This window comes from Burkholderia sp. AcTa6-5 (genome assembly GCF_017815075.1).
GTDB lineage: Bacteria > Pseudomonadota > Gammaproteobacteria > Burkholderiales > Burkholderiaceae > Burkholderia > Burkholderia sola.
The window spans coordinates 90,007-112,880 of the sequence record NZ_JAGIQE010000014.1; the positions used below are offsets into that span (position 1 = coordinate 90,007).

Consider the following 22,874-nt stretch of genomic DNA (forward strand, 5'->3'; position numbering starts at 1 on the left):
GCAAGACGCTTGCCCGGCGCGCGGCACCGAAATTGCTGCGTTCGGGCGACCGGTTTTTTCGATGACTCACGGCTGGCACGAACCGGGCGTCGGCTTCAACCACCATTCCGCCCCGCGACCAGCACCGCCACAGGCAACTCGGCCAGACAGCGATCGAGCGCCAGCACCCCTTCCGGCGCATCGAGCGCGTCCCCCGCATTCAACCCGTCGACCCACGGCCCTTCGACGGCGCGCGGCAGCACGACCGCCGTATCGCCCCATTGCGCAGGCTCCACCCGCGGCAACGCAGGCGCTTCGCCGAGCAACCGGCACGCGAGCCGAGTCGCGATCACCACCACGGTCGCCGCGTCATCGCAGCGTGCGAACGCCACCGCGTGCCGCGCGAGCGTGCCACGCACCCGCAACGGAACGTATGCGCCGTCCGCAAATGTCGTCGGCCATCGCGCACGCAGCGCCAGCATCCGCCCGATCAGCGCACGCTTCACGCGCGCATCGGGCCATGTCGATAGATACGACGCAACCGGCCCGTCGACCGCTTCGGTCGCCAGCGTCGCGAACGGCACGTCGCGCCGGTTATCCGGATCGACGAGCGAGTGATCCCATGACTCGCTACCTTGATAGAGATCGGGTACGCCGGGCGACGCGATTCGCAGCGCCGTTTGCGTCAGGCTGTTGACGACGCCGGCCGGCGCGATCCGTGCGACGAACGCATGCAGCCGATGCGCAAAATCGCCCGCGCCGCGCGGCGTCAGGATCGCGCGGACGAACGCTTCGCAGCTTTGCTCGTAGTCCGGCTCGGGCGCGAGCCAGTCGGTGTACTGCTTCGCTTCGCGCAGCGCCTTCGTCTGCCATTGCACGACGCGCGGCGCGAGCGCGTCGAGGCCGGCCGCGTCGTCGGGGGCGAGCGCAGGCGGCCAGCAGCCGACGAGCGTCTGGACCAGCATCGCCTCGGCGGCCGGCCCGGGCGTCCACGCGAGGTCGCGGTGCGCGCCGCCGCGATGCGGCTGATTCAGCGCCGACCAGTCGAGCGACACCGCGCGCCACGCATCGGGCACCTCGCTCAGCACCGCGAGCCGCGCCCGCGCGTCCTCGCCGCGCTTGTGATCGTGCGTGGCCGTCGCGACGAGCCCGTGCGGCGCGGTGCGCGCGCGGCGCCGGTTGCGTGCATGGAACGCGCCGCGCGACAGGCTGAAGTCGCCGGCATCGGCGCCGACCTCGTTGCGCGACAGCAGCCGGCCGTAGCGATAGTTGGCCGTGTCCTCGACGCCCTTCGCGGCCAGCGGCGCGGTGAGCTGCGCGAACGCGACACGCGCGGCGACCAGCGCATCGGCGTCCACGCGCGGCACGCGCACGACCGGCAAGCCGAGCCACGCGGCGACGCGCTCGAGCGCGAAGCGGTCGGTCGGATCGACCGTCGCGTAAGCACCGTCGTACGCGTGCGCGAGCACGCGGCGGTCGGCGTCGGCCGGTTCGGCGCCCCGCGCCGGATACATCCGGTACACGGGCAGCCGTATCGCGAGTTCGCCGAGCACGCGCCGGATCGCGATCAGGCTGATGTCGCGCGTCGCGGGCGACGCCCGCGCAATCCCGTGCAGCAGCCGCGCGACGCGCGCATGCTCGCCGGCGAGCTGGCGCATCAGCACGCGCCGCTTGCCGTCGAGCGCTTCCTGCGCGAACGTGCGCGCGGAACCCGATACGGCCGCCCAGTGCGCGGCGAGCGGTTCGGCGCCGGCCGGGTCGTGCAGCAGCGCGCCAACGTCGTTCATGAAGTCGTAGCCGGTGGTGCCGTCGACGGCCCAGTCGGTGCGCAGTGCTTCGCCGGGCGCGAGGATCTTCTCGACGACGATATAGGGCCGCGCGTCGCGCTGCGCGGCGAGCCGTGCGTGCAGCCGACGGCAATACGCGCGCGGATCGGCGAGGCCGTCGACGTGATCGACGCGCACGCCGTCGACGAGCCCGGCCGCATGCAGGCGCAGCGGCAGCGCATGCACGGCGTCGAATACCGCCTCGTCTTCGACGCGCACGGCCGCGAGCGTCGCGATGTCGAAGAAGCGCCGCCAGTTCAGCTCGTCGGCGGCCGTGCGCCACCACGCGAGCCGGTAGTGCTGGCGTTCGAGCAAGTGATGCAGGCACGCGCGCGAGCGTGCGCGGCGCGGATCGGCGCCGCGCAATACCGCATCGAGCGCATGCGGGCCGTGCGCGGCCGCATGGTCGCGCAGCGCCGCATGGGCGGCGGCCAGCCGCGCGCTGTCGCGGATCGGCGCGACGTCGAAGCGCTCGGCGAGCGCGTTCAGGTCCGCGCGATTCGCGATGCGCAGGATCTCCGCGTAGGTGGCGGCGGCGACCGGCAGCCGCCGCCCCGGGCATGCCATATAGAAGCGGCCCGCGGCCGGATCGGCGCGCAGCGTGATGTCGCCGGCCGCGAGCGCGTCGCCGTACGGCGCGCCGAGGCACGGCAACAGCACCTTGCCGTCGAGTGCCGGGTCGGGCGGATGCCAGTCGATGTCGAAATAGCGCGCGTACGGGCTCGCCGACCCCCATTCGAGCACGTCGTTCCACCAGCCGTTCGACGACCCGCCGACGCCCATGTGGTTCGGCACGATATCGATGATGATGCCGAGGCCGCGAGCGCGCAGCGCGTCGACGAGCCGCATGAAACCGGCTTCGCCGCCGCGTTCCGCGCTGAGCGCGCCGTGGTCGACGGTGTCGTAGCCGTGCAGCGAGCCGGGCTCGGCCGTCGACACCGGCGACAGGTACAGGTGGCTGACGCCGAGCCGCGCGAAGTAGTCGGCGTGTGCGGCCGCGTCGTCGAACGTGAAGCCCGCATGCAGCTGCAGTCGCAGCGTCGCGCGTGGGGTCATGGGCCGTGCCTCCGCGCGCGGCGCGCCTGCACGACCGCGGCGATGCGCGTGCGTACGTCGGCGTCGAACAGCGTGTCGATCGGGCGCGGCAGCCGCTGCCGCCAGTTCGGATGGCCGCACGGCGGCCCCGGCAGGTTCGGCTGCGCGTCGAGCGCGAGCAGATCCTCGAGCGGCAGCAGCGCGAGCGGCGACGGGCTGCTCGCGACGTAGGCCAGGATCGCGTTCACCGGCGGCATGTCGGCCGGCGGCACCGCGGCGCCGGCCGGCGCGCAGCCGGCGTGCTGCAGCGCGTGCCACAGCGCCGCGCGCTCGGTCGCGCGTTCCGCATGCGCGGCGAGCAGGTCGGGCGGCGGCGGGGGCGTCGCGCGATTCGAATCGGGGCGCTGCACGGTATCGTGTCCGAACGCCATGCTTTGCACGATTTCGTCCGAATCGTGCGCGCTCGCATCGTCCGGCGCCGGAGCGGCGACGCCTCGCGATTGCGCTTCGTCGCGTCGCTTAGCGGCCTCGGCCTCGGCCGCGACGCGCCGCCACCCGAGATCGACGCCGCGCCACCAGCCGGCCACGGTCGGCAAATCGTGCGTCGACGTCATCGCGATCGCGTCGCGATCCCACGCGGACGGCGGCCGGAACGCGCCATTCGCATCGCGCTCGAACCACAGCACGCGCATGCCCGCGACACCCTGCGCGCCGAGCCGTTCGCGCAATCCGGCCGGCACGGTGCCCAGATCCTCGCCGATCGCGATCGCGCGATGACGCGCCGCTTCCAGCGCGACAAGCCGCACCAGATCGTCGAGCGGATAGCGCAGGTACGCGCCGCTGCGCGGCGAGCCGCCGTCCGGCACGATCCACATCCGCGCGAAGCCGAGCACGTGATCGATGCGGATGCCGCCCGCGTGCGCGAACGCCGCGCGCAGCAGCGCGATGAACGGCATGAAGCCGTCCGCGCGCAGCGCGTCGGGCGTCCACGTCGTCACGCCCCACGCCTGGCCGGCCGCATTGAACAGGTCGGGCGGCGCGCCGAGCGACACGCCGCGCAGCAGCGTCGTGCCGTGCGCCCACGCGTCGCTGCCGGCCCGATCGGAGCCGACCGCGAGATCGGCGATCAGCCCGGTCGCCATCCCCGCGCCGCGCGCCGCGTGCTGCGCGTCGCCGAGCGCACGCGACGCGCACCATTGCAGGAACGTGTGGAACGCGATCGTGTCGGCATGCGCGTGCGCGAATGCATCGACTTCCGCCGATCCCGGGATGCGCCATTGCGCGGGCCACTGCCGCCAGTCCGCGCCGATCCCGTGCTCGATGCAGAACGCCTGCAGCGCATCGAAGCGCGCATGCGCGTCGAGCGCCGCGCCGCCCGCCGCACGAAAACGCTGGAACGTATCGCGCGACGGGTCGTCGCTGGCGCGCCATGCGTCGAAGCACGCACGCAGACGGCGCAGCTTCGCCGGCATCACGCGCGGCCAGTCGATCAGCGCGGCATCGGCCGGGCCGTCGGGTGCCCGACGCGCGACATCGGCGCCCGGCACCGCATCGCAGTCGAGATACGCGACGTTGTGCCAGCGTCGCGACGACGGCGAATACGGGCTGTCGTGCGCGGGGAGCGCCGGATAGCCGGCGTGCGTCGGGCTGATCGCCACCGCCTGCGCGCCGTGGCGCGCGGCCTGTGCGGCCAGCCGCGCGAGCGCCGTGTAGTCGCCCGCGCCGTCGTCGCCGGTGCGGCGCAGGCTGTAGAGCTGCGCCGCGATGCCCCAGCGGCGGCCCGCGTCGTGGGCGCGGGCGAGCGCGTCGAACGGCCGCGCCCGCGGCGGCGCGATCGCGAGCCCGATACGCTGCTCGCCGATGTCGAGCGCGTGATAGCCGGGCATCGCGAGCGGCGGCAGCGTGCCATGTTCGCCCGTGCCGCCCACGCGGCCATCCACGTGCCCGCCGGTTTCGAGCGAGATCCGGAAGCGCGCGCCCGGCGCCGCGACGGTCGCGGGCAGCGTCACCGGCAGGCCGGCGTCACCGGTCACGACGCGCGGCGGCGCCGCGTTCGCATCGGCGAGCGCCGCCGCGCTGTCGACCCGCTGGATCGCTGTGCCGCACGGCCAGCCGAGCGCATCGACGAGCGCGACGAGCGCATCGTCGTCCACGCGTCGCGCGACGCCGCCCGAGTCGGTCCAGTCGGGTTCCAGGCCGGCCGCCCGGGCGAGCGCCGCGATCGGGACGTCGGTCGTCATGACGGGCTCCGTCCGTTCGCGCGGTGCTGCCGCGCATCGTGGTTGACCGCGCCGTCGCGCCACGCGATGCACGCGCGCGGCGGCACATGCCCGCCGGGCAGCCGGTCGCGCGCACGCGGCGGCGTCTCGAACACGATCTTGCCGACCGGCAGCGCGGGCAGCGTCGCGTCGTGCGAGCCGAGATTCAGCGCGATCGTCAGCGTGCTGCCATCGCCGAGGCGCCAGCGCGCGACCAGCGCGGGCGGGTCGCCGTCGCCCGCGAGCTGGTCGACGCCGAGCGCGCGCGCATCGGCCAGGTGCGGCGTCACGAGCGCCGCGCGCACGGCCAGCGCGCTGCGGTAGAAGCGCCGCCACGCGGCCGCGTCGGGCCACGACTCGTCGGGCGGATGGTGCGACGACGAGCGCACGAACGTCGCGATGTCGTTCGGGTCGGGAATCGCGTCGCGATGCGCGGCGTCGGCGAATGCGGGAAACGCGGCGAATTCGCGGCGCCGCCCTTCGCGCACCGCGTCGGCGAGCGCGCCGCGATAGTCGGTGAAGAACTGGAACGGCTGCGTGCTGCCGTCTTCCTCGCCCATGAACAGCAGCGGAATCGACGGCGCGAGCAGCATCAGCGCGGTGGCCGCGCGCACCGCGTCGTCGTTCGCGAGCGCGCGCAGCCGTTCGCCGAACGCGCGGTTGCCGATCTGGTCGTGGTTCTGCAGGAACGCGACGAACGCGGTCGGCGGCAGGTGCGCGCTCGGCTCGCCGCGCGCGGCGCCGTCGTGCAGCGGCGACGGTTCGCCCTGATACGCGAAGCCTTCGCCGAGCGTGCGCGCGAAATGACGCAGCGGCGCATCCGCGTATGCGCGGTAGTAACCGTCGCGTTCGCCGGTCAGCAGCACGTGCGCGCTGTTGTGGAAGTCGTCGTTCCATTGCGCGTCGAAGCCGCCGGGGCCGAGCAGGCTCGCGGTATTGCGCTCGTTCTCCAGCACGAGATGCACGTGGCGCGCGTCGCCCGCGTAGGCGCGCACGCGGCGCCCGAGTTCGCGCAGCCACACGTCGTCGTCGATCGCATGCGCGGCGTCGATGCGCAGCCCGTCGAAACGGTATTCGTCGAGCCAGTACAGCGCGTTGTCGATGAAGAACGCGCTCGTCTGCGGGCGGGAGAAGTCGATCGCCGGCCCCCACGCGGTCTGCCGGTCCGCGCGGAAGAAGTCGGGCGCGTAGCGCGGCAGCAGGTTGCCTTCGGGGCCGAAGTGGTTGTACACGACGTCGAGGAACACTTGCAGCCCGAGCCCGTGCGCGGTGTCGACCAGCGATTTCAGTTCCTCGGGCCGCCCGTACGACGCGTCGGGCGCGAACGGCAGCACGCCGTCGTAGCCCCAGTTGCGCGCGCCGGGGAACGCATTGACGGGCATCAGCTCGACCGCGGTCACGCCGAGTTCGGCGATCGCCGGCAGCCGCCGCTCGACGGCCGCGTAGCCGCCGCATGCGCCGACGTGCAGCTCGTACAGCACCGTCTCGTGCCACGGACGGCCGCGCCACGCGTCGTGACGCCAGCGGTACGCGGCCGGATCGACGACCTGGCTCGGGCCCAGCACGTCATACGGCTGGAAGCGCGACGCGGGATCGGCCACCGCGAGCGCGTCGTCGAGCAGGTAGCGGTACAGCGTGCCGGGGCCGCACGGCGCGATCGTCTCGAACCAGCCGTCGCCGGCCGGCGCCATCGGGAGCGCGCGGCCGCCCGCGTCCTGCAGTTCGACGGCGGCCGTGCGGCTCGCGGGCGCCCACAGCCGGAAGCGCGTGCGGTCCGCATCGAGGCAGGTCGCGCCGAACGACGACGCGTATGCGTGCGTGCCGGGCGAATGGGCGGAACGGGACGTCATGGCGGCTCCTCACGAAGACAGGTCGGGTGGCACGGCCGCGACCGCGATCACGGCCGCATGCGCGGCGACGTCGAGCCCGGCTTGCGGCCACGAGCGCGGGCCCGAGTCGGGCGTCGCGGTGTCGAGCAGGATCCGGTAATCGAGCACGGGCGCGGGCGGCAGGAACGTGATGGTCTCGGCCGATGCGTTCAGCATCACGAGCAACGCCTCGGTGCGTCCGGTGCGGCCGGTGCCGACGCGCCGCATCGTCAGCGCGCGGCGTTCGCCGTCTTCCCACGCGGGGACGGTCAGCGCGTCGCCGCGTTCGTCGAACCAGCCGATCTCGCGCATGCCGGGCGCGCCGTCGCGGTCGCCGTTCGGATAGCGCGGCGCCGACATCACCGGATACATGCGCCGCAGCGCGGCGAGCCGCGACACGAAGCGCGTCATCTGTACGCCTTCGTCGCTGTGCGCCAGGTCCCAGTCGAGCCACGACAGTTCGTTATCCTGGCAATACGCGTTGTTGTTGCCCTGCTGCGTGCGGCCGAATTCGTCGCCGGCCACGAGCATCGGCGTGCCGAGCGCGGTAAACAGCGTCGCGAGCATCGAGCGCGCGACGCGCGAGCGCACGTCGCGGATCTTCGCGTCGTCGGTCGGCCCTTCGACGCCCCAGTTCGCGCTGCAGTTGTCGTCGCGGCCGTCGCGGTTGTCTTCGCCGTTCGCGTCGTTGTGCTTGCCCGCATACGACACGAGGTCGGCCAGCGTGAAGCCGTCGTGCGCGGTGACGAAATTGATCGATGCCCACGTGCGGCGCCGCCCGTGATTGAACAGGTCGGCCGAGCCCGACAGGCGCGCGGCCAGTTCCGGGCGCTGCCCCGCGTCGCCGCGCCAGAAGCGCCGCACGGTGTCGCGAAACCGGTCGTTCCATTCGGCGAAGCCGGGCGGATGGCGGCCGAGCTGATAGCCGCCGGGGCCGAGATCCCACGGCTCGGTGATCAGCTTGCGCTGCGCGAGCACCGGGTCCTGCCGCAACGCGTCGAAGAATCCCGCGCCGGGTTCGAAGCCGTGATCCTCGCGGCCGAGCGTCACGCCGAGATCGAAGCGGAAGCCGTCGATGTTGAACGCGGTCGCCCAGTAGCGCAGCGAATCCATCACCATCTGCACGACGCGCGGATGCGACAGGTTCAGCGTGTTGCCGCAGCCGGTTTCGTCGACGTGGTAGCGCGGATCGTCGGGCAGCAGCCGGTAATAGCTGGCGTTGTCGAGGCCGCGCCACGACAGCGTCGGCCCGAGCTGGTTGCCTTCGCACGTGTGGTTGTAGACGACGTCGAGCACGACCTCGATGCCGGCCGCGTGCAACTGGCGGACCGCGATGCGCATCTCGTCGAGCCTGCGGGTCGTCAGATACGACGGCTCCGGCGCGAAGAACGCGGCCGTGTCGTAGCCCCAGTAGTTGCGCAGCCCGCGTTTCACGAGCTCGCGCTGCTGCAGGAACGCATGGATCGGCAGCAGCTCGACCGTCGTCACGCCGATCGACAGCAGGTGATCGACGAACGCCGGATGCGCGAGCGACGCGAACGTGCCGCGCTCCGGCGGGCGCAGCCCGGCGCGGCGCATCGACGCGCCGCGCACGTGGGTCTCGTAGATCACGGTGCTGCGCCACGGCACGTTCGGTCGGCGGTCGGTGCTCCAGTCGAACGCTTCGTCGACGACCACGGCTTTCGGCATCGCGGGCGCCGAATCGCGGCGGTCCATCGACAGGTCGGCCCGGTTCGAATGCACGCGATAGCCGAACAGCGCGTCCGACCAGCGGAACTGGCCGACCAGCTTGCGCGCGTACGGGTCGAGCAGCAGCTTGGTCGGATTGAAGCGGTGGCCGTGCTGCGGCTGGTACGGGCCGTCCGCGCGGAACCCGTACACGGTGCCCGGATGCGCGTTCGGCAGATAGCCGTGCCACACCTCGTCGGTGCATTCGGGCAGATCGAGGCGCGCGAGTTCCTTGCGGCCGGTCGGATCGAACACGCACAGCTGAATCCGGTGCGCGTGCGCGGAAAACACCGCGAAGTTGGTCCCGAGGCCGTCCCAGGTTGCGCCGAGCGGGTAGCTGCGGCCGGGTTCGAGACGGTCGGGCAGGGCGGTCGGCATGGGGCGTATCTCCGTGTCGAGGGCGGGAGCAATCAGGCAGGTGTCAACCACAGCGTCGCGAGCGGCGGCAGGCGCAACGTCGCCGACCACGCCTCGCCGTGCGCGGGCACGGCTTCGGCCCATACGGCGCCGTCGTTGCCGGCGTTGGTGCCGCCATACGTCGCGGCATCGGTGTTCATCAGTTCGCGCCAGTGGCCGGGCGCGGGCAGCCCGAGCCGATAACCGGCGCGCGGCACGGGCGTGAAGTTGCAGACGGCGACGACCAGATGCCCCGCATCGTCACGGCGCGCGAACGCGAACACGCTGTTGTCGCGGTCGTCGCCGATCAGCCAGGAGAACCCGGCCGCGTGGCAGTCGAGCGCATGCAGCGCCGGTTCGGCCGCATACGCGCGGTTGAGATCGCGCACCAGCCGCTGCACGCCGCGATGCGCGGGCGCGTCGAGCAAGTCCCAATGCGGCGTCGCATCGTGCGCGAACTCCGCCCATTGCGCGAATTCGCTGCCCATGAACAGCAGCTTCTTGCCGGGATGCGCCCACATGAAGCCGAAATACGCGCGCAGCGTCGCGAGCCGCTGCCACGCGTCGCCGGGCATCTTCGCGACGAGCGAGCCCTTGCCGTGCACGACCTCGTCGTGCGACAGCGGCAGCACGAAGCGTTCGGAGAACGCGTATACGAGCCCGAACGTCATCCGGTCGTGGTGATAGCGGCGGTGGATCGGGTCTTCGTGCAGATACGCGAGCGTGTCGTGCATCCAGCCCATGTTCCACTTGAAGTCGAAGCCGAGCCCGCCGTCGGCGGTCGGCGCGGTGACGCCCGGCCACGCGGTCGATTCCTCCGCGACGGTGACGACGCCGGCCGGCGCGGCGTCGCCGTGCAGCGTGTCGTTCAGCCGGCGCAGGAACGCGACCGATTCGAGGTTCTCGCGGCCGCCGTACACGTTCGGCACCCATTCGCCTGCCTTGCGCGAATAGTCGCGGTACAGCATCGACGCGACCGCGTCGACGCGGATGCCGTCGACGTGATAGCGGCGCGCCCACGCGAGCGCCGATGCGACCAGGAACGCGCTGACCTCGGTGCGCCCGACGTTGAACACGCAGGTGTTCCAGTCGGGATGCATCCCCTCGCGCGGATCGGCATGCTCGTACAGCGCGCTGCCGTCGAATTGCGCGAGCCCGTGCGCATCGTTCGGAAAATGCGCGGGCACCCAGTCGACCAGCACGCCGATGCCGGCCGCGTGCGCGCGATCGACGAAGCGCGCGAAGCCGTCGACCGGCCCGAAGCGCGCGGACGGCGCGAACTGCGCGAGCGGCTGGTAGCCCCACGAGCCGCCGAACGGGTATTCGGCGATCGGCATGAACTCGACGTGCGTGAAGCCCATGCCCTTCACGTACGGAATCAGCCGCTCGGCGAGTTCGTCCCACGTCGCGCTGCGCTCCATCTGTTCGGGGATGCGCAGCCACGATTCCGGATGCACCTCGTAGATCGACCACGGCACGCGGTAGCGATCGTTGCGCGGCCGCGCGTGCATCCAGCCGTCGTCGTGCCACGCGAACGCGTGGAGCGCCGCGACGTCCGCGACCACCGACGCCGTGCGCGGCGGCGCCTCGGTCGCCCGCGCGCACGGATCGGCCTTGTGCGGCAGCACGCGCCCGTCGGGTGCGCGCAGTTCGTACTTGTAGCGTTCGCCCGGGCCGATGCCCGGCACGAACAGCTCCCACACGCCGGACGGCCGCCGCAGTCGCATCGGATGGCGGCGCCCGTCCCATGCATTGAAATCGCCGACCACCGATACGCGCTGCGCGTTCGGCGCCCACACCGCGAAACGCACGCCGTCGGTATCGTCGATGCGCACCGGTGTCGCGCCGAGGCAGTCGAGCACGGCTTCGGGATCGCCGGCCGAGAAGCGCGCAAGCGCCGCTTCGTCGAGCAGCGTGCCGAACGCGTATGCGTCGTCGGTCACCTGATGCGCGTTCGGCCAGTCGATCGCGAGCAAATAGTGTGGCGAGCCGCCGTCGCGCGCGATCGTCCCCGCGAAGCAGCCGGCGCGATCGACGCACGCGAGCGCGCCGAGTTCGGCGCCGTCCGGCGACAGCGCACGCACGCGCTCGGCGCCGGGCAACAGTGCCCGCACGACGACCTGGTCAGCCTGTTCGTGCGGGCCGAGGCACGCGAACGGGTCGGGGTGGCGGCCGGCGAGCAGCGCGTCGATATCGGCGCGTTCGAACAGCGTGTCGGTCATGGGTTGCCTCCGTCGTCGGGCAGCACGCCGTCGCCGAGCAGCCGGTCGACCAGCGCCGCGAGCCCGCCGACCGGCACGCTCAGCCAGTCGGGCCGGTTCGAGGCTTCATAGCACAGCTCGTACGACGCCTTGTCGATCAGGAACAGCGCCAGCAGGCGGTCCGCGTAGTGCGGATCGACGAAGCGCGCGGGCGCGTGGTCGGCGGCCGCGCGATAGCATTCGACGAAGCGGTCGGCCGCGGCCTGCCCGAAGCGGTCGAACAGCGCGCGCTTGCGGCCGGCCGCCTGCGGCGGCGCTTTTTCGATCGCGAACTGCGCGGTCGCGCTCACGTACGACAGCGAGCGCAGCAGGCCGGCCACGTCGCGCAGCGGATGCGATTTCGCGCGACGCCGTTCGAGCGCGCGCGCCGGTTCGCCTTCGAAGTCGATCAGCAGCGCGTCGCCCTGCACGTCGAGCACCTGGCCCAGATGGAAATCGCCGTGAATCCGCGTGCATTGCGCGTCGAGCGTGCGCGGCACGAGTTCGCCGAGCGCCTCGACGGCCGCGTCGCGCGACGCGAGCAGCGCGTCGGCCGACGCACGGGTGGCCGGATCGAGCGCATCGAGCCGCGTGCGCAGCACGTCGAGCGCGCGCTCGAACGACGCGATCGCGTCCACGCACCAGCCGTCGACGTGATCGGGCGTGGCGCGTTCCGGCGCGAACGCCGGATCGTCGGACGGCTGCGCGAGCGCGACGTGCAACTGGCCGAGCCGCGTGCCGATGATGCCCGCGAACGCCGCGTAGCCGAGCAGCGCGTCGGGCTCCTCGTCCGTTTCGGCGGCCTCGCCTTCGTCCGCGGCCGGCAGCGCGAGCTCGTCGATCGCGCGCCGCAGGAAATCGAACGAACGCGTCCACGCGTCGCCCTGGTTGTCGACATAGCGCTGCAGGATCGCGACCGTATGCGGCGTGCCGTCCGGATCGACGTGCACGACTTCTCCGGCCAGCGTCGCGGTGTTCGCATAGCCGATGCGCGTCAGGTGCCGGCTCATTTCGGCTTCCGGATGAATGCCGTGCGCGACCTTGCGCACCAGCTTCAGCACGATCGCGTCGCCGATCACGAGCGAGCTGTTGCTCTGCTCGGCCGCGAGCCAGCGCACTTCCGCGTCGTCGCCCGGGTCGAGCCCGGCGAGCGCGTCTTCCGGCAGAAAGGTGAGCCGGCCGCCGTCGGACATCGGCACCGTCGCGCCGTCGCGCAGCTTGCGCAGCATGCCGCGCGCGAACGCCGGCAGCGCGAACGCGTCGGTCAGGTAGCCGACCGTATGGCCGCGCCGCACGCGCGCGAGCGCCAGTTGCGCGAACAGCGGATGGGACGTCTCGCCGCCCCACGCGGCCGCGAGCGGCACCACGTAGCGTTCGACGCGGCCGTCGCTTGCGGACACCCACGCCTCCGCGTACTGGAACGGCTCGTCCGGAATCGGGGTGACGACGTTCAGCCACGCGTCGCCGATCTTGCGATCCTTCGATGCGAACCAGCGCCGCCGCGCGAGCCACGACGCGAGCGCGTCGTGCGCGAGCGCATGCAGTTGCGAGACGTCCGGCCGCGTATCGCCGCGCCGCATCACGAGCGTCACGTATTCGGGCAGCGGCTCCGCATGCGGCTGCCGCCACGACGGCTCGCGGCCATGCTCGGCGAGCACGAACCACAGGAACCCGTACGGCGGGAAGGTGAGGAGATACGGGAGCTGGCCGATCGGCGGGAACGGCGAATCGGACGTCATCTCGATCGGCACGCGGCCCGCGAATTCGGACAGGTCGAGTTCGACGGCCTGCGACGCGCGCGACAGGTTCGCGACGCACAGCACCGGTTCGTGGCCGTCCAGCTCGCGCAGGTACGCGAGCACCTTGCGGTTCTCCGGGCGCAGGAAGCGGATCGTGCCGCGCCCGAACGCCTGCGACGCGCGGCGCGTCGCGAGGATGCGCCGCGTCCAGTTCAGCAGCGAATGCGGGTCGCGCGTCTGCGCCTCGACGTTGATCGCGTCATAGCCGTACAGCGAGCCCATGACCGGCGGCAGCACCAGCAGTTCGGGATCGGCGCGCGAGAAGCCGCCGTTGCGGTCCGACGACCACTGCATCGGCGTGCGCACGCCGTCGCGATCGCCGAGGTGGATGTTGTCGCCCATCCCGAGCTCGTCGCCGTAGTAGATCACCGGCGTGCCGGGCATCGACAGCAGCAGCGAATTGATCAGCTCGATGCGGCGCCGGTCGCGCTCCATCAGCGGCGCGAGCCGGCGCCGGATGCCGAGGTTCAGCCGCGCGCGGCGGTCGCTCGCATAGGTTTGCCACAGCAGGTCGCGTTCCGAATCGGTGACCATCTCGAGCGTCAGCTCGTCGTGGTTGCGCAGGAACACCGCCCACTGGTTGCTCGGCGCGAGCGCCGGCGTCTGCCGCATGATGTCGAGGATCGGGAAGCGATCCTCGCTCGCGATCGACATGTAGATGCGCGGCATCAGCGGGAAGTGGAACGCCATGTGGCATTCGTCCTCGTTGCCGAAGTATTCCTGCACGTCTTCCGGCCACTGGTTCGCTTCCGCGAGCAGCATCCGGTTCGGATACTCGGCGTCGATCGTCGCGCGGATCCGCTTCAGGATCGCGTGCGTCTCCGGCAGGTTCTCGTTGTTGGTGCCTTCGCGCTCGACCAGGTACGGCACCGCGTCGAGCCGCAGCCCGTCGATGCCGAGATCGAGCCAGAAGCGCATCACCTGGATCACCTCGCGCACGACGGCCGGGTTGTCGAAGTTCAGGTCCGGCTGGTGCGAATAGAAGCGGTGCCAGTAATACTGGCCGGCCACCGGATCGTGCGTCCAGTTGGATGTTTCGGTATCCAGAAAGATGATCCGCGTGCCCGCGTATTTCGTGTCGGTGTCGGACCACACGTAGTAGTCGCGATGCGCGGAGCCCGGCTTCGCGCGGCGCGCGCGCTGGAACCACGGGTGCTGGTCCGACGTGTGGTTGATCACGAGCTCGGCGATCACGCGAATGCCGCGCGCATGCGCTTCGCGGATGAAGCGCCGCACGTCGGCCAGCGTGCCGTAGTCGGGATGCACGTCGCGGTAGTCGGCGATGTCGTAGCCGTCGTCGCGGCGCGGCGACGGATAGAACGGCAGCAGCCAGATCGTGTCGACGCCGAGTTCGGCGATGTAGTCGAGCTTCGCGATCAGGCCGGGGAAATCGCCGATGCCGTCGTTGTTCGAGTCGAAGAACGACTTCACGTGCACCTGGTAGATGATCGCGTCCTTGTACCACAGCGGATCGTCCGCACCGAGCGCGGGTTCGCGGCGGCGCGCGCGGCGCCGGCGCGGCGTGCCGGCCGGCGCGAGCGACGGGAATTGCGCGCGGCGCACGTCGTCGAGGGAATCTTCGCGTTTCATCATGCATGCGCTCCCGAAGGGCGGCGGGCGGGATCCGGTTCGGGCGCGGCCGCCCGCGCGGCGCCCGGAGACGGCGCGAGCCGCCAGATTGCGTACGGCCGCACGTGCGGATCGAGCGACACGTACTGGCGATGGCCGCGCCAGGTTAGCGCGTGCGCGGCGTCCTGTTCGAGCGCATCGAGCGGTTCGCCGTCGGCCAGCCCGAGGCCGCGCCACAGCGCCGCATCGAGCGTGAAGTTCGCGGCCTGCGGATGCCACGGGTCGAGACTGATCGCGACGATCACCACGCTGTCGAACGCGGGCGTCGCCTTCATGAACACGAGCACCGAGTCGTTGTCGGCGTCGACGAACGTGAGACCGAGATGCGTCTGCAGTGCGGGGTGATCGCGGCGCGCGCGGTTCAGCCGCGCGATTTCCGTGCCGATATGCGCGGCCTTGCTCCAGTCGCGCGCGCGCAGCTCGTATTTCTCGGCATCCGCGTATTCCTCGCTGTCCGGCAGCGGCGCCGATTCGCCGAGCTCGAAGCCCGAGTACAGGCCCCACGAGCCGGCCAGCGTCGCCGCGAGCGCCGCGCGGATCACGAACTGCGAGCGCGGCGCGTTCTGCAGGTGGCGCGGGTTGATGTCGGGCGTGTTGACGAAGAAGTTCGGCCGGAAGAATTCGCGCGCGGGCCCGGCCGTCAGCTCGGTCAAGTAGTCGATGAAGTCGCGCTTCGACTCGCGCCACGTGAAGTACGTGTACGACTGCGAGAAGCCGACTTTCGCGAGGCGATACATCATCCCCGGCCGCGTGAACGCCTCGGACAGGAATACGACGTCCGGATGCCGGCCGCGCACCTCGTCGATCATCCACGCCCAGAACGGCAGCGGCTTCGTGTGCGGGTTGTCGACGCGGAAGATCCGCACGCCCGCATCGACCCAGAACAGCACCGCGTCGCGCAGCGCGAGCCACAGGTCGGGCAGCGCGTCCGGCGCGTAGAAATCGGGGTTCACGATGTCCTGGTAGCGCTTCGGCGGATTTTCCGCGAAGCGCAGCGAGCCGTCGGGCCGCCACGCGAACCAGCCGGGATGCGCGGCGAGCCACGGGTGATCGGGCGAGCACTGGATCGCGAAATCGAGCGCGATCTCGAGCCCGTGCCCGCGCGCGGCGTCGACCAGCACACGGAACGAGTCGAGCGTGCCGAGCTGCGGATGCACGGCCGTGTGGCCGCCGTCGGGCGAGCCGATCGCGTACGGGCTGCCGACATCGTCGGGGCCGGCGGTCAGGCTGTTGTTGCGGCCCTTGCGCGCGGACGTGCCGATCGGGTGGATCGGCGGGAAATACAGCACGTCGAAACCCATGTCGCGGATGCGCGGCAAATGCGCGATCACGTCGTCGAACGTGCCGTGCCGGTGCGGATCGTCGCTGGCCGAGCGCGGAAACATCTCGTACCAGCTCGAAAAGCGCGCCTTGCGGCGTTCGACGTCGACCGGGTAGATCGTCGCGTCGTGCGTGACGAACGGGCGGTAGCGCAGCGCCGCGAATGCATCGGCGAGCGCGGGGCCGCCAATCAGCGCGAGGCGGTCGTCGGGCGACGCGTCCTTGAGCTCCGCGACGAACTGTTTCATCCGCGTGACCGCGCGCGGGTCGGCCGGCTCGGCGAGCTTCAGCGCGGTCGCGAGCAGCAGTTGCGCTTCGCGCACCTCCAGCGTCACGTCCTGGCCGGCCGCGCGCTTCTTCGCGATGTCGGTGACGAGCGACGCCCAGTCGTCGCGCCATGCGACCACGCGGAATTCATGGCGACCGAGCCGGTCGAGCGTGACGCACGCGTGCCAGCGATCGTTCGGCTCGGCTTCGAACGACACTTCGCGCCATTCGTCGTCGCCCGCGGCGCGCCACTGCAGCACGGCCGCCAGATGCGCGTGCCCGTCGGTGAAGATCGATGAGCTCACGACGAGCGGCTCGCCGATCACGCGCTTGATCGCGAAGCGGCCGTCGTCGACCGACGGCTCGACGCGCTCGATCGCGATCCGGTCGGCCGCGAGCGCCGCCGACAGCGCGGTGCGCTCGCGGGCGGCGTCGGCGCGCGTCGTGACGGGCGGCGCCCGCCATGCATGCAGCAACGCATACGCGCCGGGCGCGAGCGTGAACGACTCGAGCGCGGCCGGCGGCTGCGTGTGCGCGCCGGCCTGCGTGGCGACGCGCGTGAAGCCGCCCGGCACGCCGGGCAGGATCGTCGCGGGGTCGACCGTGGCGGGTGCGTCGAGATCGGGATTCAACGCGATCAGCAATGCCGCGTCATCGTGTTCGAGCGACGGCCCGGTGCCGCGCAGCAGCGCGGTCGCGTTTGCGCCCGGCGCGCTCAGTTGCACGATTTCGCCGCGCGCCGCCGCGACGGGCGTCGCGCGGCGCCATGCGTTCGCATCGGCGAGCGCGCCCGACAGGTCGAAACGCGCGTGCTCGAATGCGGCGCGGTAGCGCGCGGCATCCGCGTCGCGCGCCATCAGCGGCACCGTCACGCCGCGCTCGAAACCCATCGGCACGAGCCAGCCGGTGCCGACGGCCGCCGCTGTCCACAGCGCGCGGCGATACGCGCGGGCGACGGTGTCGTCCGGCGCGTCGGGCCAGTCGTCGGCGAGACGCGGGCCGTCGGGCGCATCGGGAAACGCGATCGGCGCGCCGATGCGCCGCAGCAGCCGGTGTTCGTCCGCGAACCACGGCGCGCACAGGTCCCACCAGCGCACCGACGAAAACACCGCGTCGAACCCGGCCGCTTCGAGCTGCGCGAGCGCGTCGCGCGCATGGCCGGGCACGCCCGCGAGCACCGCGACGTCCGGGCGCGCCCGGCGCAGCGCCGCGCGCCAGCCGGGCCACCAGTCGGCCGGCAGATGATGCGGCGCGTCGATCAGGAAGCCGGCCGCGCCCGCGTCGGCGAACGTCGCGAGATGCGCGCACCACCATGCCGACAGCGCGCCGCGCACCGTTTCGTCGCCGGCGTTCGCATGCGCGAGGTCCAGCGCGTGCGCGGCGCCGCGCGGGTCGATCAACGCGTCGTCGTACGCGCGCTCGACGTACCAGTCCGGATGCTCGGCGCGCAGTGGGTTCTCGCGCGCGATGCGATCGGGGACGACTTCGAGCAGCACGCGCAGCCCATGACCCTTCGCCAGGTGCGCGAGCCGCGAGAAGGTTTCGAGCGCGCTCGCGCGTGTCGCGAACGACTGGGCCGGCCGCCGGAAATCGGCCACGTGGCGCGGAAAGCCGGCGACGCTCGCGGCCCAGAACGCACCGACCAGCACGTGATCGAAGCCCATCCCCGCGATATGCGCGAAGGTCTGCGGCCAGGCGTCGAGCGGCCCGACGAGGCGGGCGTCGCAGAAGTAGAGGTGCGGAGCGAACGGCGGTGTGGAGTCCATGGCGTGGCGTGAGCGGGTGGCGCGAGCGGTAAAGCCGGTGCGTCGCAATCTGCGTGCCTGCTGCGCGATTCCCTGCGGGCACGGCGTGTGCGGAAAGCCGGCCTGAAAGGGCCTGTCGTTTTTACATGACCGCCGGACTCGCGCATGGTCTACATGCGTGGCACCGAGCGGATGTCCGAACTGTCCCCCGTCGCCGCATCGTCGTCCGAAGTCGGAATCGGCACGCCGGGGTCATACCGCACCACCTTGCCGTGTTCGATCCGGTGCGGAAACGACGGCGGCGCGTCCACCTCGTCGCCGAAGCGCGCACGCACGAACGCGCGCAGCAGCGCCACGCGTGCATCGCGGCCGCGCGCGCCGCAGGTCGACGGGCCGTCGACGAAGGTCGCGTCGCATTCGACGTCGTCGCCGTGGCGGGCGATTCGCAGGTCCTCCACGCGATCGAGCACCGCGCCCGCGTCGGCCCACGATGCCGACGGCGCGAACGGCGCGTCGAGATGCCGGAACGCGTCGCACGCGGCCGTCACGACGACGGTCGGCGCGACGGCCGTGAAGCGCAGCGTGTCTTCGTCGTCGACGCACAACGCGCGTGCGCACCAGTAGTCGAGATCCTTTCCGTCGAGTACGTCGGTTCGCATGAGCTGCCTCCGTCGGATCGAAAAAAGGCTCAGCGCGCAAGCGACGTGCCCGTTGCCGGCGTCGTGCGCATCCGTGCAACGAGCGGATAGTGATCCGACGCGTGCCGCGCCCGCGCGCTGCGATGCACGACCACGTCGACCAGCAGCTCGCCCGGATGAATCCAGATCCGGTCCAGCGAGAACACCGGCCACACGGTCGGAAACGTGCGCGGCGCCGGCGCGCGCCGGAACCGCGTGACGAGCGCCTGCAGCGCGCGGCCGCGCACGAACCATTCGTTGATGTCGCCGAGCAGGATCACCGGCATCGCGCCCGTGTCGAACGCCGCGAGCAGCCGCTGCACCTGCGCGCTGCGTTCGCTCGCCGACAGCCCGAGATGCGTCGCGACCACGCGGATCGGGCCCGCGCTGCAATCGATGTCGGCGTCGAGCGCGCCGCGCGGCTCGCGCGGGTGGAACGACAGGTCGAGCGTGCGCGCCGCGCGGATCGGGCAGCGCGACAGCACCGCGTTGCCGTAGCGGCGCTCCGGCGTATCGATCGTCGGGCCGGCCACCGCGTGCATGCCGGTCGCGTCGCGCAGGTGCGCGAGCACGTCCGGCACACGCGTGCCGCCGAGCGGCACTTCCTGCAGCGCGATCACGTCCGCGTCGAGTTCGTCGATCACGGCCGCGATCCGGTCGACCGCGCGCGCCGGCCACGCGCCGTGGCCGCCGTGAATGTTGTAGGTCGCGATCCGCAGGTCGCGCCCGCCCGGCGCGGCGGCGGGCGCCGCGTCGGCGGTGACGACGTGCGGCGGCGGGGCCGGGTCTTGGCTCAGCGCCATCGTCGCAGCACCCTCACCAGCAGGATCGACACGCCGACCAGCGCGAGGCCGATCGCCGCGAGCCACGCGAACGCGCCGGGCCCCGGATGGCTGAGCGCGGCGGTCAGCTGATGCGCGAACGTGACGGTCAGCACGATGCCGGGCAGCATCCCGAGCGCGGTGCCGATCAGGTAGTCGCGCAGCCCGATGTGCGATGCGCCGGCGACGAGGTTCACGACGGTGAACGGCGCGATCGGCAGCAGCCGCAGCACGGCCATCGCGACCACGCCGCGCCGGCCGATGTGCTCGCTCAGCCGGTTCGCGCGCGCGCCGGCGAGCCGGCGCACCGCGTCGCGCCCGAGCCAGCGGCCGAGCGCGTAGGTCGCGGCGGCGGCCGCCATCGAGCCGACGCCCGCATACGCGAAGCCCGGCCACGCGCCGAACACGAGCCCCGTCGCGGCGATCAGCAGCGTGATCGGCACCGCGAAGGTCGCGGCGATCACGTAGGCCGCGAGCAGCAGCACCGGCGCGCCCGGCAGCCGCGCGATGCCGGCCACCGCGTGCGACAGCGACGCGACGTTCAGGTGCGCGCCCAGCGGCGTGAAACGCCACGCGAGCGCGAGCGCGGCGATCGCGAGCACCACCGCGCCCAGCACGAAAAAGCGCGCGGTCAGCGTGCGATGCTGCTCGTGCGGCACGAATTCGCGGACGAACCGGTCCGGCTCGATCGGCTGCTCGGGATCGAGCCGCGCGCTGACCGGCACGAGCGCCTCGAACTGCGGCGACACGGCCGGGTCGAGCGTGCGCAGCGTGCGGCCCGGTTTCGCGCGCAGCCGGTCGAGCACGACGTTCGGCCGTTCTCCGCCCGCGAACGCGTCGGCCACCGCCGCGGGCGTCGTACCGAGGTGCTCGGCCAGCAGCCGCTCGCGCATGCCGGCGATCGCCGCGCGAACGCGGGCATCGCCGGCCGCGACCAGCGCGATGCAGCATTCGGTGTCGAGCACCATGGAGCGGTTATTGAGGTTCGCGCTGCCGATCACGATGCATTCGTCGTCGACGATCGCGACCTTGCTGTGCACGTTCACGCACCCGTCGCCGAGCCCGTCGACGTGCGGATACAGCAGCCGGTAGCGGTCGAAGCGGTCGGCCGACGCGAGCGTCGCGTGCAGCCGCGCGCGCAGCACGCCCATCGTCGCTTCCTGCAGCCAGCCGCTCTGCACGCGCGGCGCGACGACCGTCACGTCCGGCCCGTGCGCGTCGGCGAGGCGCGCGGACAACGCTTCGCGCACCACCGCCGCGGTGAAGTACTGGTTCTCGACATACAGGTGCCGCTGCGCGGCGCGGATCGTGTCCTCGACGAGCGCGCGCACCTGGGTGACCGGCTCGCGGCCGCCGTGACGCGGCGCCGTATACGCGATGCCGAGCCGCACGTCGCGTACGTCGACGCGCGCGTCGGGCGGCCACGGATCGGGGTCGTCCGGCCGGTCGAGATGCCGCTGCGCGCGGATCGCGATCGGACGCCCGCACGCCTGCAGCCAGCGGGCACGTGCCTGTTCGCCGATCGCGGCGGCCGCGTCGCCGTCGAACATCGCGTGCACGTCGTGGAACGGCCCGTACGGCATGCCGTGCTCGTCGCGGCGGCGCGGGTCGTCGGCCGCATGCGCGGGCGTGTCCCAGCGGGCGCGCGTCAGGTCGAGGCCGCCGACGAACGCGAGCCGGTCGTCGATCACGACGAGCTTCTGGTGATGCGACGCGCCGCGCGGGTGCGCATCGTCGAGCCGGAACCGGATGCCGCGATGCGCGCGCCAGCCCGCCCGATACACGGGCGGCCAGTCGCGCTCCAGCGCGTAGATCATCGCGAAATCCCACGCGAGCACGTAGATGCGCAGGTTGTGGCGGGCGGACGCGAGCGCGTGCAGGAAGGCCGCGAGCGTATCGGGCAGCGTGTCGTCGGCGCCGCCCGGCGCGAGCCGCATCCGGCTGTCCACGTCCCAGCCGACGATGAACACCGTATGGCGCGCGCGCAGCAGCGCGGCGCGCAGCGTCGAGAAGTACGCGTCGCCGTCGACCAGCATCGCGAAGCGGCCCGCGTGGCGGATCGTGTCGCAGTTGCGCCCGCGTTCGAGCAGGCCGTGCCGCGAAGGGGCGTTCGCCGGCGCGGGGGCGACGCGCCGGTCGTCGGCGCGGGTCACGCGGTCCGCCACGATCATCGTGCGCCGACGTCCCGGTCGCCGTCGATCCGCTGCAACAGCGCGTCGCAGCGCGCGCGCAGCGCCTGCAATTCCGGCGAATGCGCGTCGAGCCGCACGCGTTCGCCGCTCTGCGGGTCGCCGTGCGTGATCGCGATGTCGTAGATCTCCTGCGCGATCGTCGCCGACGCGTGCGCGATCCTGATCCGGTCGAGCCACTCGCAGTCGGCGTGCCGGCACGCGAGCCACGCGCGCAACGCGCCGACCAGCTGGCTGGTCGTGAGCCACGCGCCGCCGCGCATGCGGGCAGCGAGCTGGCTCGTCACGAGATAGGAGAGCAGGTCGGTCTGGGTCACACGAAACTCCTTGACGAGGTGTCGGGTTGACAGGTCCGTACGCACGCGATGTTTTGCAGCGTTTCGCAGATCGCCGCGAATTCCGGCCCGCTCGTGCGCGAGAACGAGACGGAGATGTCGTCGGTGTCCGGATCGTCGTCCGACTGCTGGACGATGAACCGTTTCACGCGCACGCGGCCGGGGCCGAGCGCCTCGTGCAGCGTGCCGAGCGTCAGGCCGCCGCGTTCCGCCACGAGCAGCAGCGTGCGCTGCTGGCGCTGCGCGATGAAGCGGCGCTCGAGCGGCTTCACGCCCGCGAGGATCGCGAGCACGATCGCCGTCGCGCCGACCGACGCAACCACCATGCCGCCGCCCGCGGCGAGCCCGACGCCGGCCACCGCCCACAGGCTCGCGGCCGTCGTCAGCCCGCGCACCACTTCGCCGCGCAGCAGGATCGAGCCCGCGCCGAGAAAGCCGATGCCGGACACGACCTGCGCGGCGACCCGCGACGGATCGACCACGACGCCGTTTTGCCCGCGCACGTCCTCGAAGCCGAACGTCGACACCAGCATCACGAGCGCGGAGCCCACGCATACGAGCATGTGCGTGCGCAGCCCGGCGGCCCAGTTCAGGCGTTCGCGTTCGAGCCCGATCACGCTGCCGAGCAGCGCGGCCAGCAGCAGGCGTCCCAGCAATTCGAGGTGGCCGATCATGATGTGCATCCCATCCGGCCCTGCGTGAGGCGGGCGCGGTAATAGTTCGATGCGGAAAAGGGACGCAAGCAGCGTGCCGGCCGGGCAC

12 protein-coding genes are annotated in these 22,874 nt (G+C 72.0%); all 12 read right to left on the bottom strand.

The genetic code is table 11. The features are described from left to right. Positions 1 to 95 precede the first annotated feature (95 nt). The 12 genes from treY to J8I33_RS19860 all read right to left on the bottom strand — a co-directional run bounded on the left by treY (position 96) and on the right by J8I33_RS19860 (position 22,786). Positions 96 to 2,861, bottom strand: a complete 2,766-nt coding sequence (gene treY / locus J8I33_RS19805; protein WP_209938810.1) for a malto-oligosyltrehalose synthase — start codon at positions 2,859 to 2,861, stop codon at positions 96 to 98. Further along, entirely contained in the window at positions 2,858 to 5,080 is a 2,223-nt protein-coding gene (gene malQ, locus J8I33_RS19810; protein WP_209938813.1) for a 4-alpha-glucanotransferase, read from the bottom strand. Before malQ ends, treY begins: the two co-directional genes overlap by 4 nt. Continuing rightward, a complete protein-coding gene (treZ, locus tag J8I33_RS19815; protein WP_209924444.1) occupies positions 5,077 to 6,948 on the bottom strand; it encodes a malto-oligosyltrehalose trehalohydrolase in 1,872 nt (623 codons plus the stop codon). Before treZ ends, malQ begins: the two co-directional genes overlap by 4 nt. Positions 6,949 to 6,957: 9 nt before the next feature. Then, complete coding sequence (gene glgX / locus J8I33_RS19820) at positions 6,958 to 9,072, bottom strand: glycogen debranching protein GlgX (protein WP_209938819.1); 2,115 nt, start codon at positions 9,070 to 9,072, stop codon at positions 6,958 to 6,960. Between the two features lie 32 nt (positions 9,073 to 9,104). Then, positions 9,105 to 11,312 carry a 1,4-alpha-glucan branching protein GlgB gene (glgB, locus tag J8I33_RS19825; protein ID WP_124555890.1) on the bottom strand — a complete coding sequence of 736 codons (2,208 nt, stop codon included), beginning with the start codon at positions 11,310 to 11,312 and terminating at the stop codon, positions 9,105 to 9,107. Then, positions 11,309 to 14,719: a maltose alpha-D-glucosyltransferase gene (gene treS, locus J8I33_RS19830; protein ID WP_209938976.1), complete on the bottom strand. Its 3,411-nt coding sequence runs from the start codon at positions 14,717 to 14,719 to the stop codon at positions 11,309 to 11,311. The genes glgB and treS overlap by 4 nt, the downstream gene beginning before the upstream one ends. After that, on the bottom strand, positions 14,719 to 18,111 hold the full coding sequence (locus J8I33_RS19835; RefSeq protein WP_209938823.1) for a maltotransferase domain-containing protein: 3,393 nt from the start codon (positions 18,109 to 18,111) through the stop codon (positions 14,719 to 14,721). Before J8I33_RS19835 ends, treS begins: the two co-directional genes overlap by 1 nt. A 149-nt stretch (positions 18,112 to 18,260) precedes the next feature. Next, a complete protein-coding gene (locus tag J8I33_RS19840) occupies positions 18,261 to 18,749 on the bottom strand; it encodes a phage protein NinX family protein (protein WP_209938825.1) in 489 nt (162 codons plus the stop codon). A gap of 29 nt (positions 18,750 to 18,778) precedes the next feature. Continuing rightward, on the bottom strand, positions 18,779 to 19,570 hold the full coding sequence (locus tag J8I33_RS19845) for an endonuclease/exonuclease/phosphatase family protein (protein ID WP_209938827.1): 792 nt from the start codon (positions 19,568 to 19,570) through the stop codon (positions 18,779 to 18,781). After that, positions 19,561 to 21,759: a VTT domain-containing protein gene (locus J8I33_RS19850; RefSeq protein ID WP_209938833.1), complete on the bottom strand. Its 2,199-nt coding sequence runs from the start codon at positions 21,757 to 21,759 to the stop codon at positions 19,561 to 19,563. The genes J8I33_RS19845 and J8I33_RS19850 overlap by 10 nt, the downstream gene beginning before the upstream one ends. After that, positions 21,756 to 22,094: a hypothetical protein gene (locus J8I33_RS19855; RefSeq protein ID WP_050013961.1), complete on the bottom strand. Its 339-nt coding sequence runs from the start codon at positions 22,092 to 22,094 to the stop codon at positions 21,756 to 21,758. The genes J8I33_RS19850 and J8I33_RS19855 overlap by 4 nt, the downstream gene beginning before the upstream one ends. Further along, positions 22,091 to 22,786, bottom strand: coding sequence for an MgtC/SapB family protein (locus J8I33_RS19860; protein WP_209924436.1), 696 nt, complete (start codon positions 22,784 to 22,786; stop codon positions 22,091 to 22,093). The genes J8I33_RS19855 and J8I33_RS19860 overlap by 4 nt, the downstream gene beginning before the upstream one ends. Positions 22,787 to 22,874: the final 88 nt, after the last annotated feature.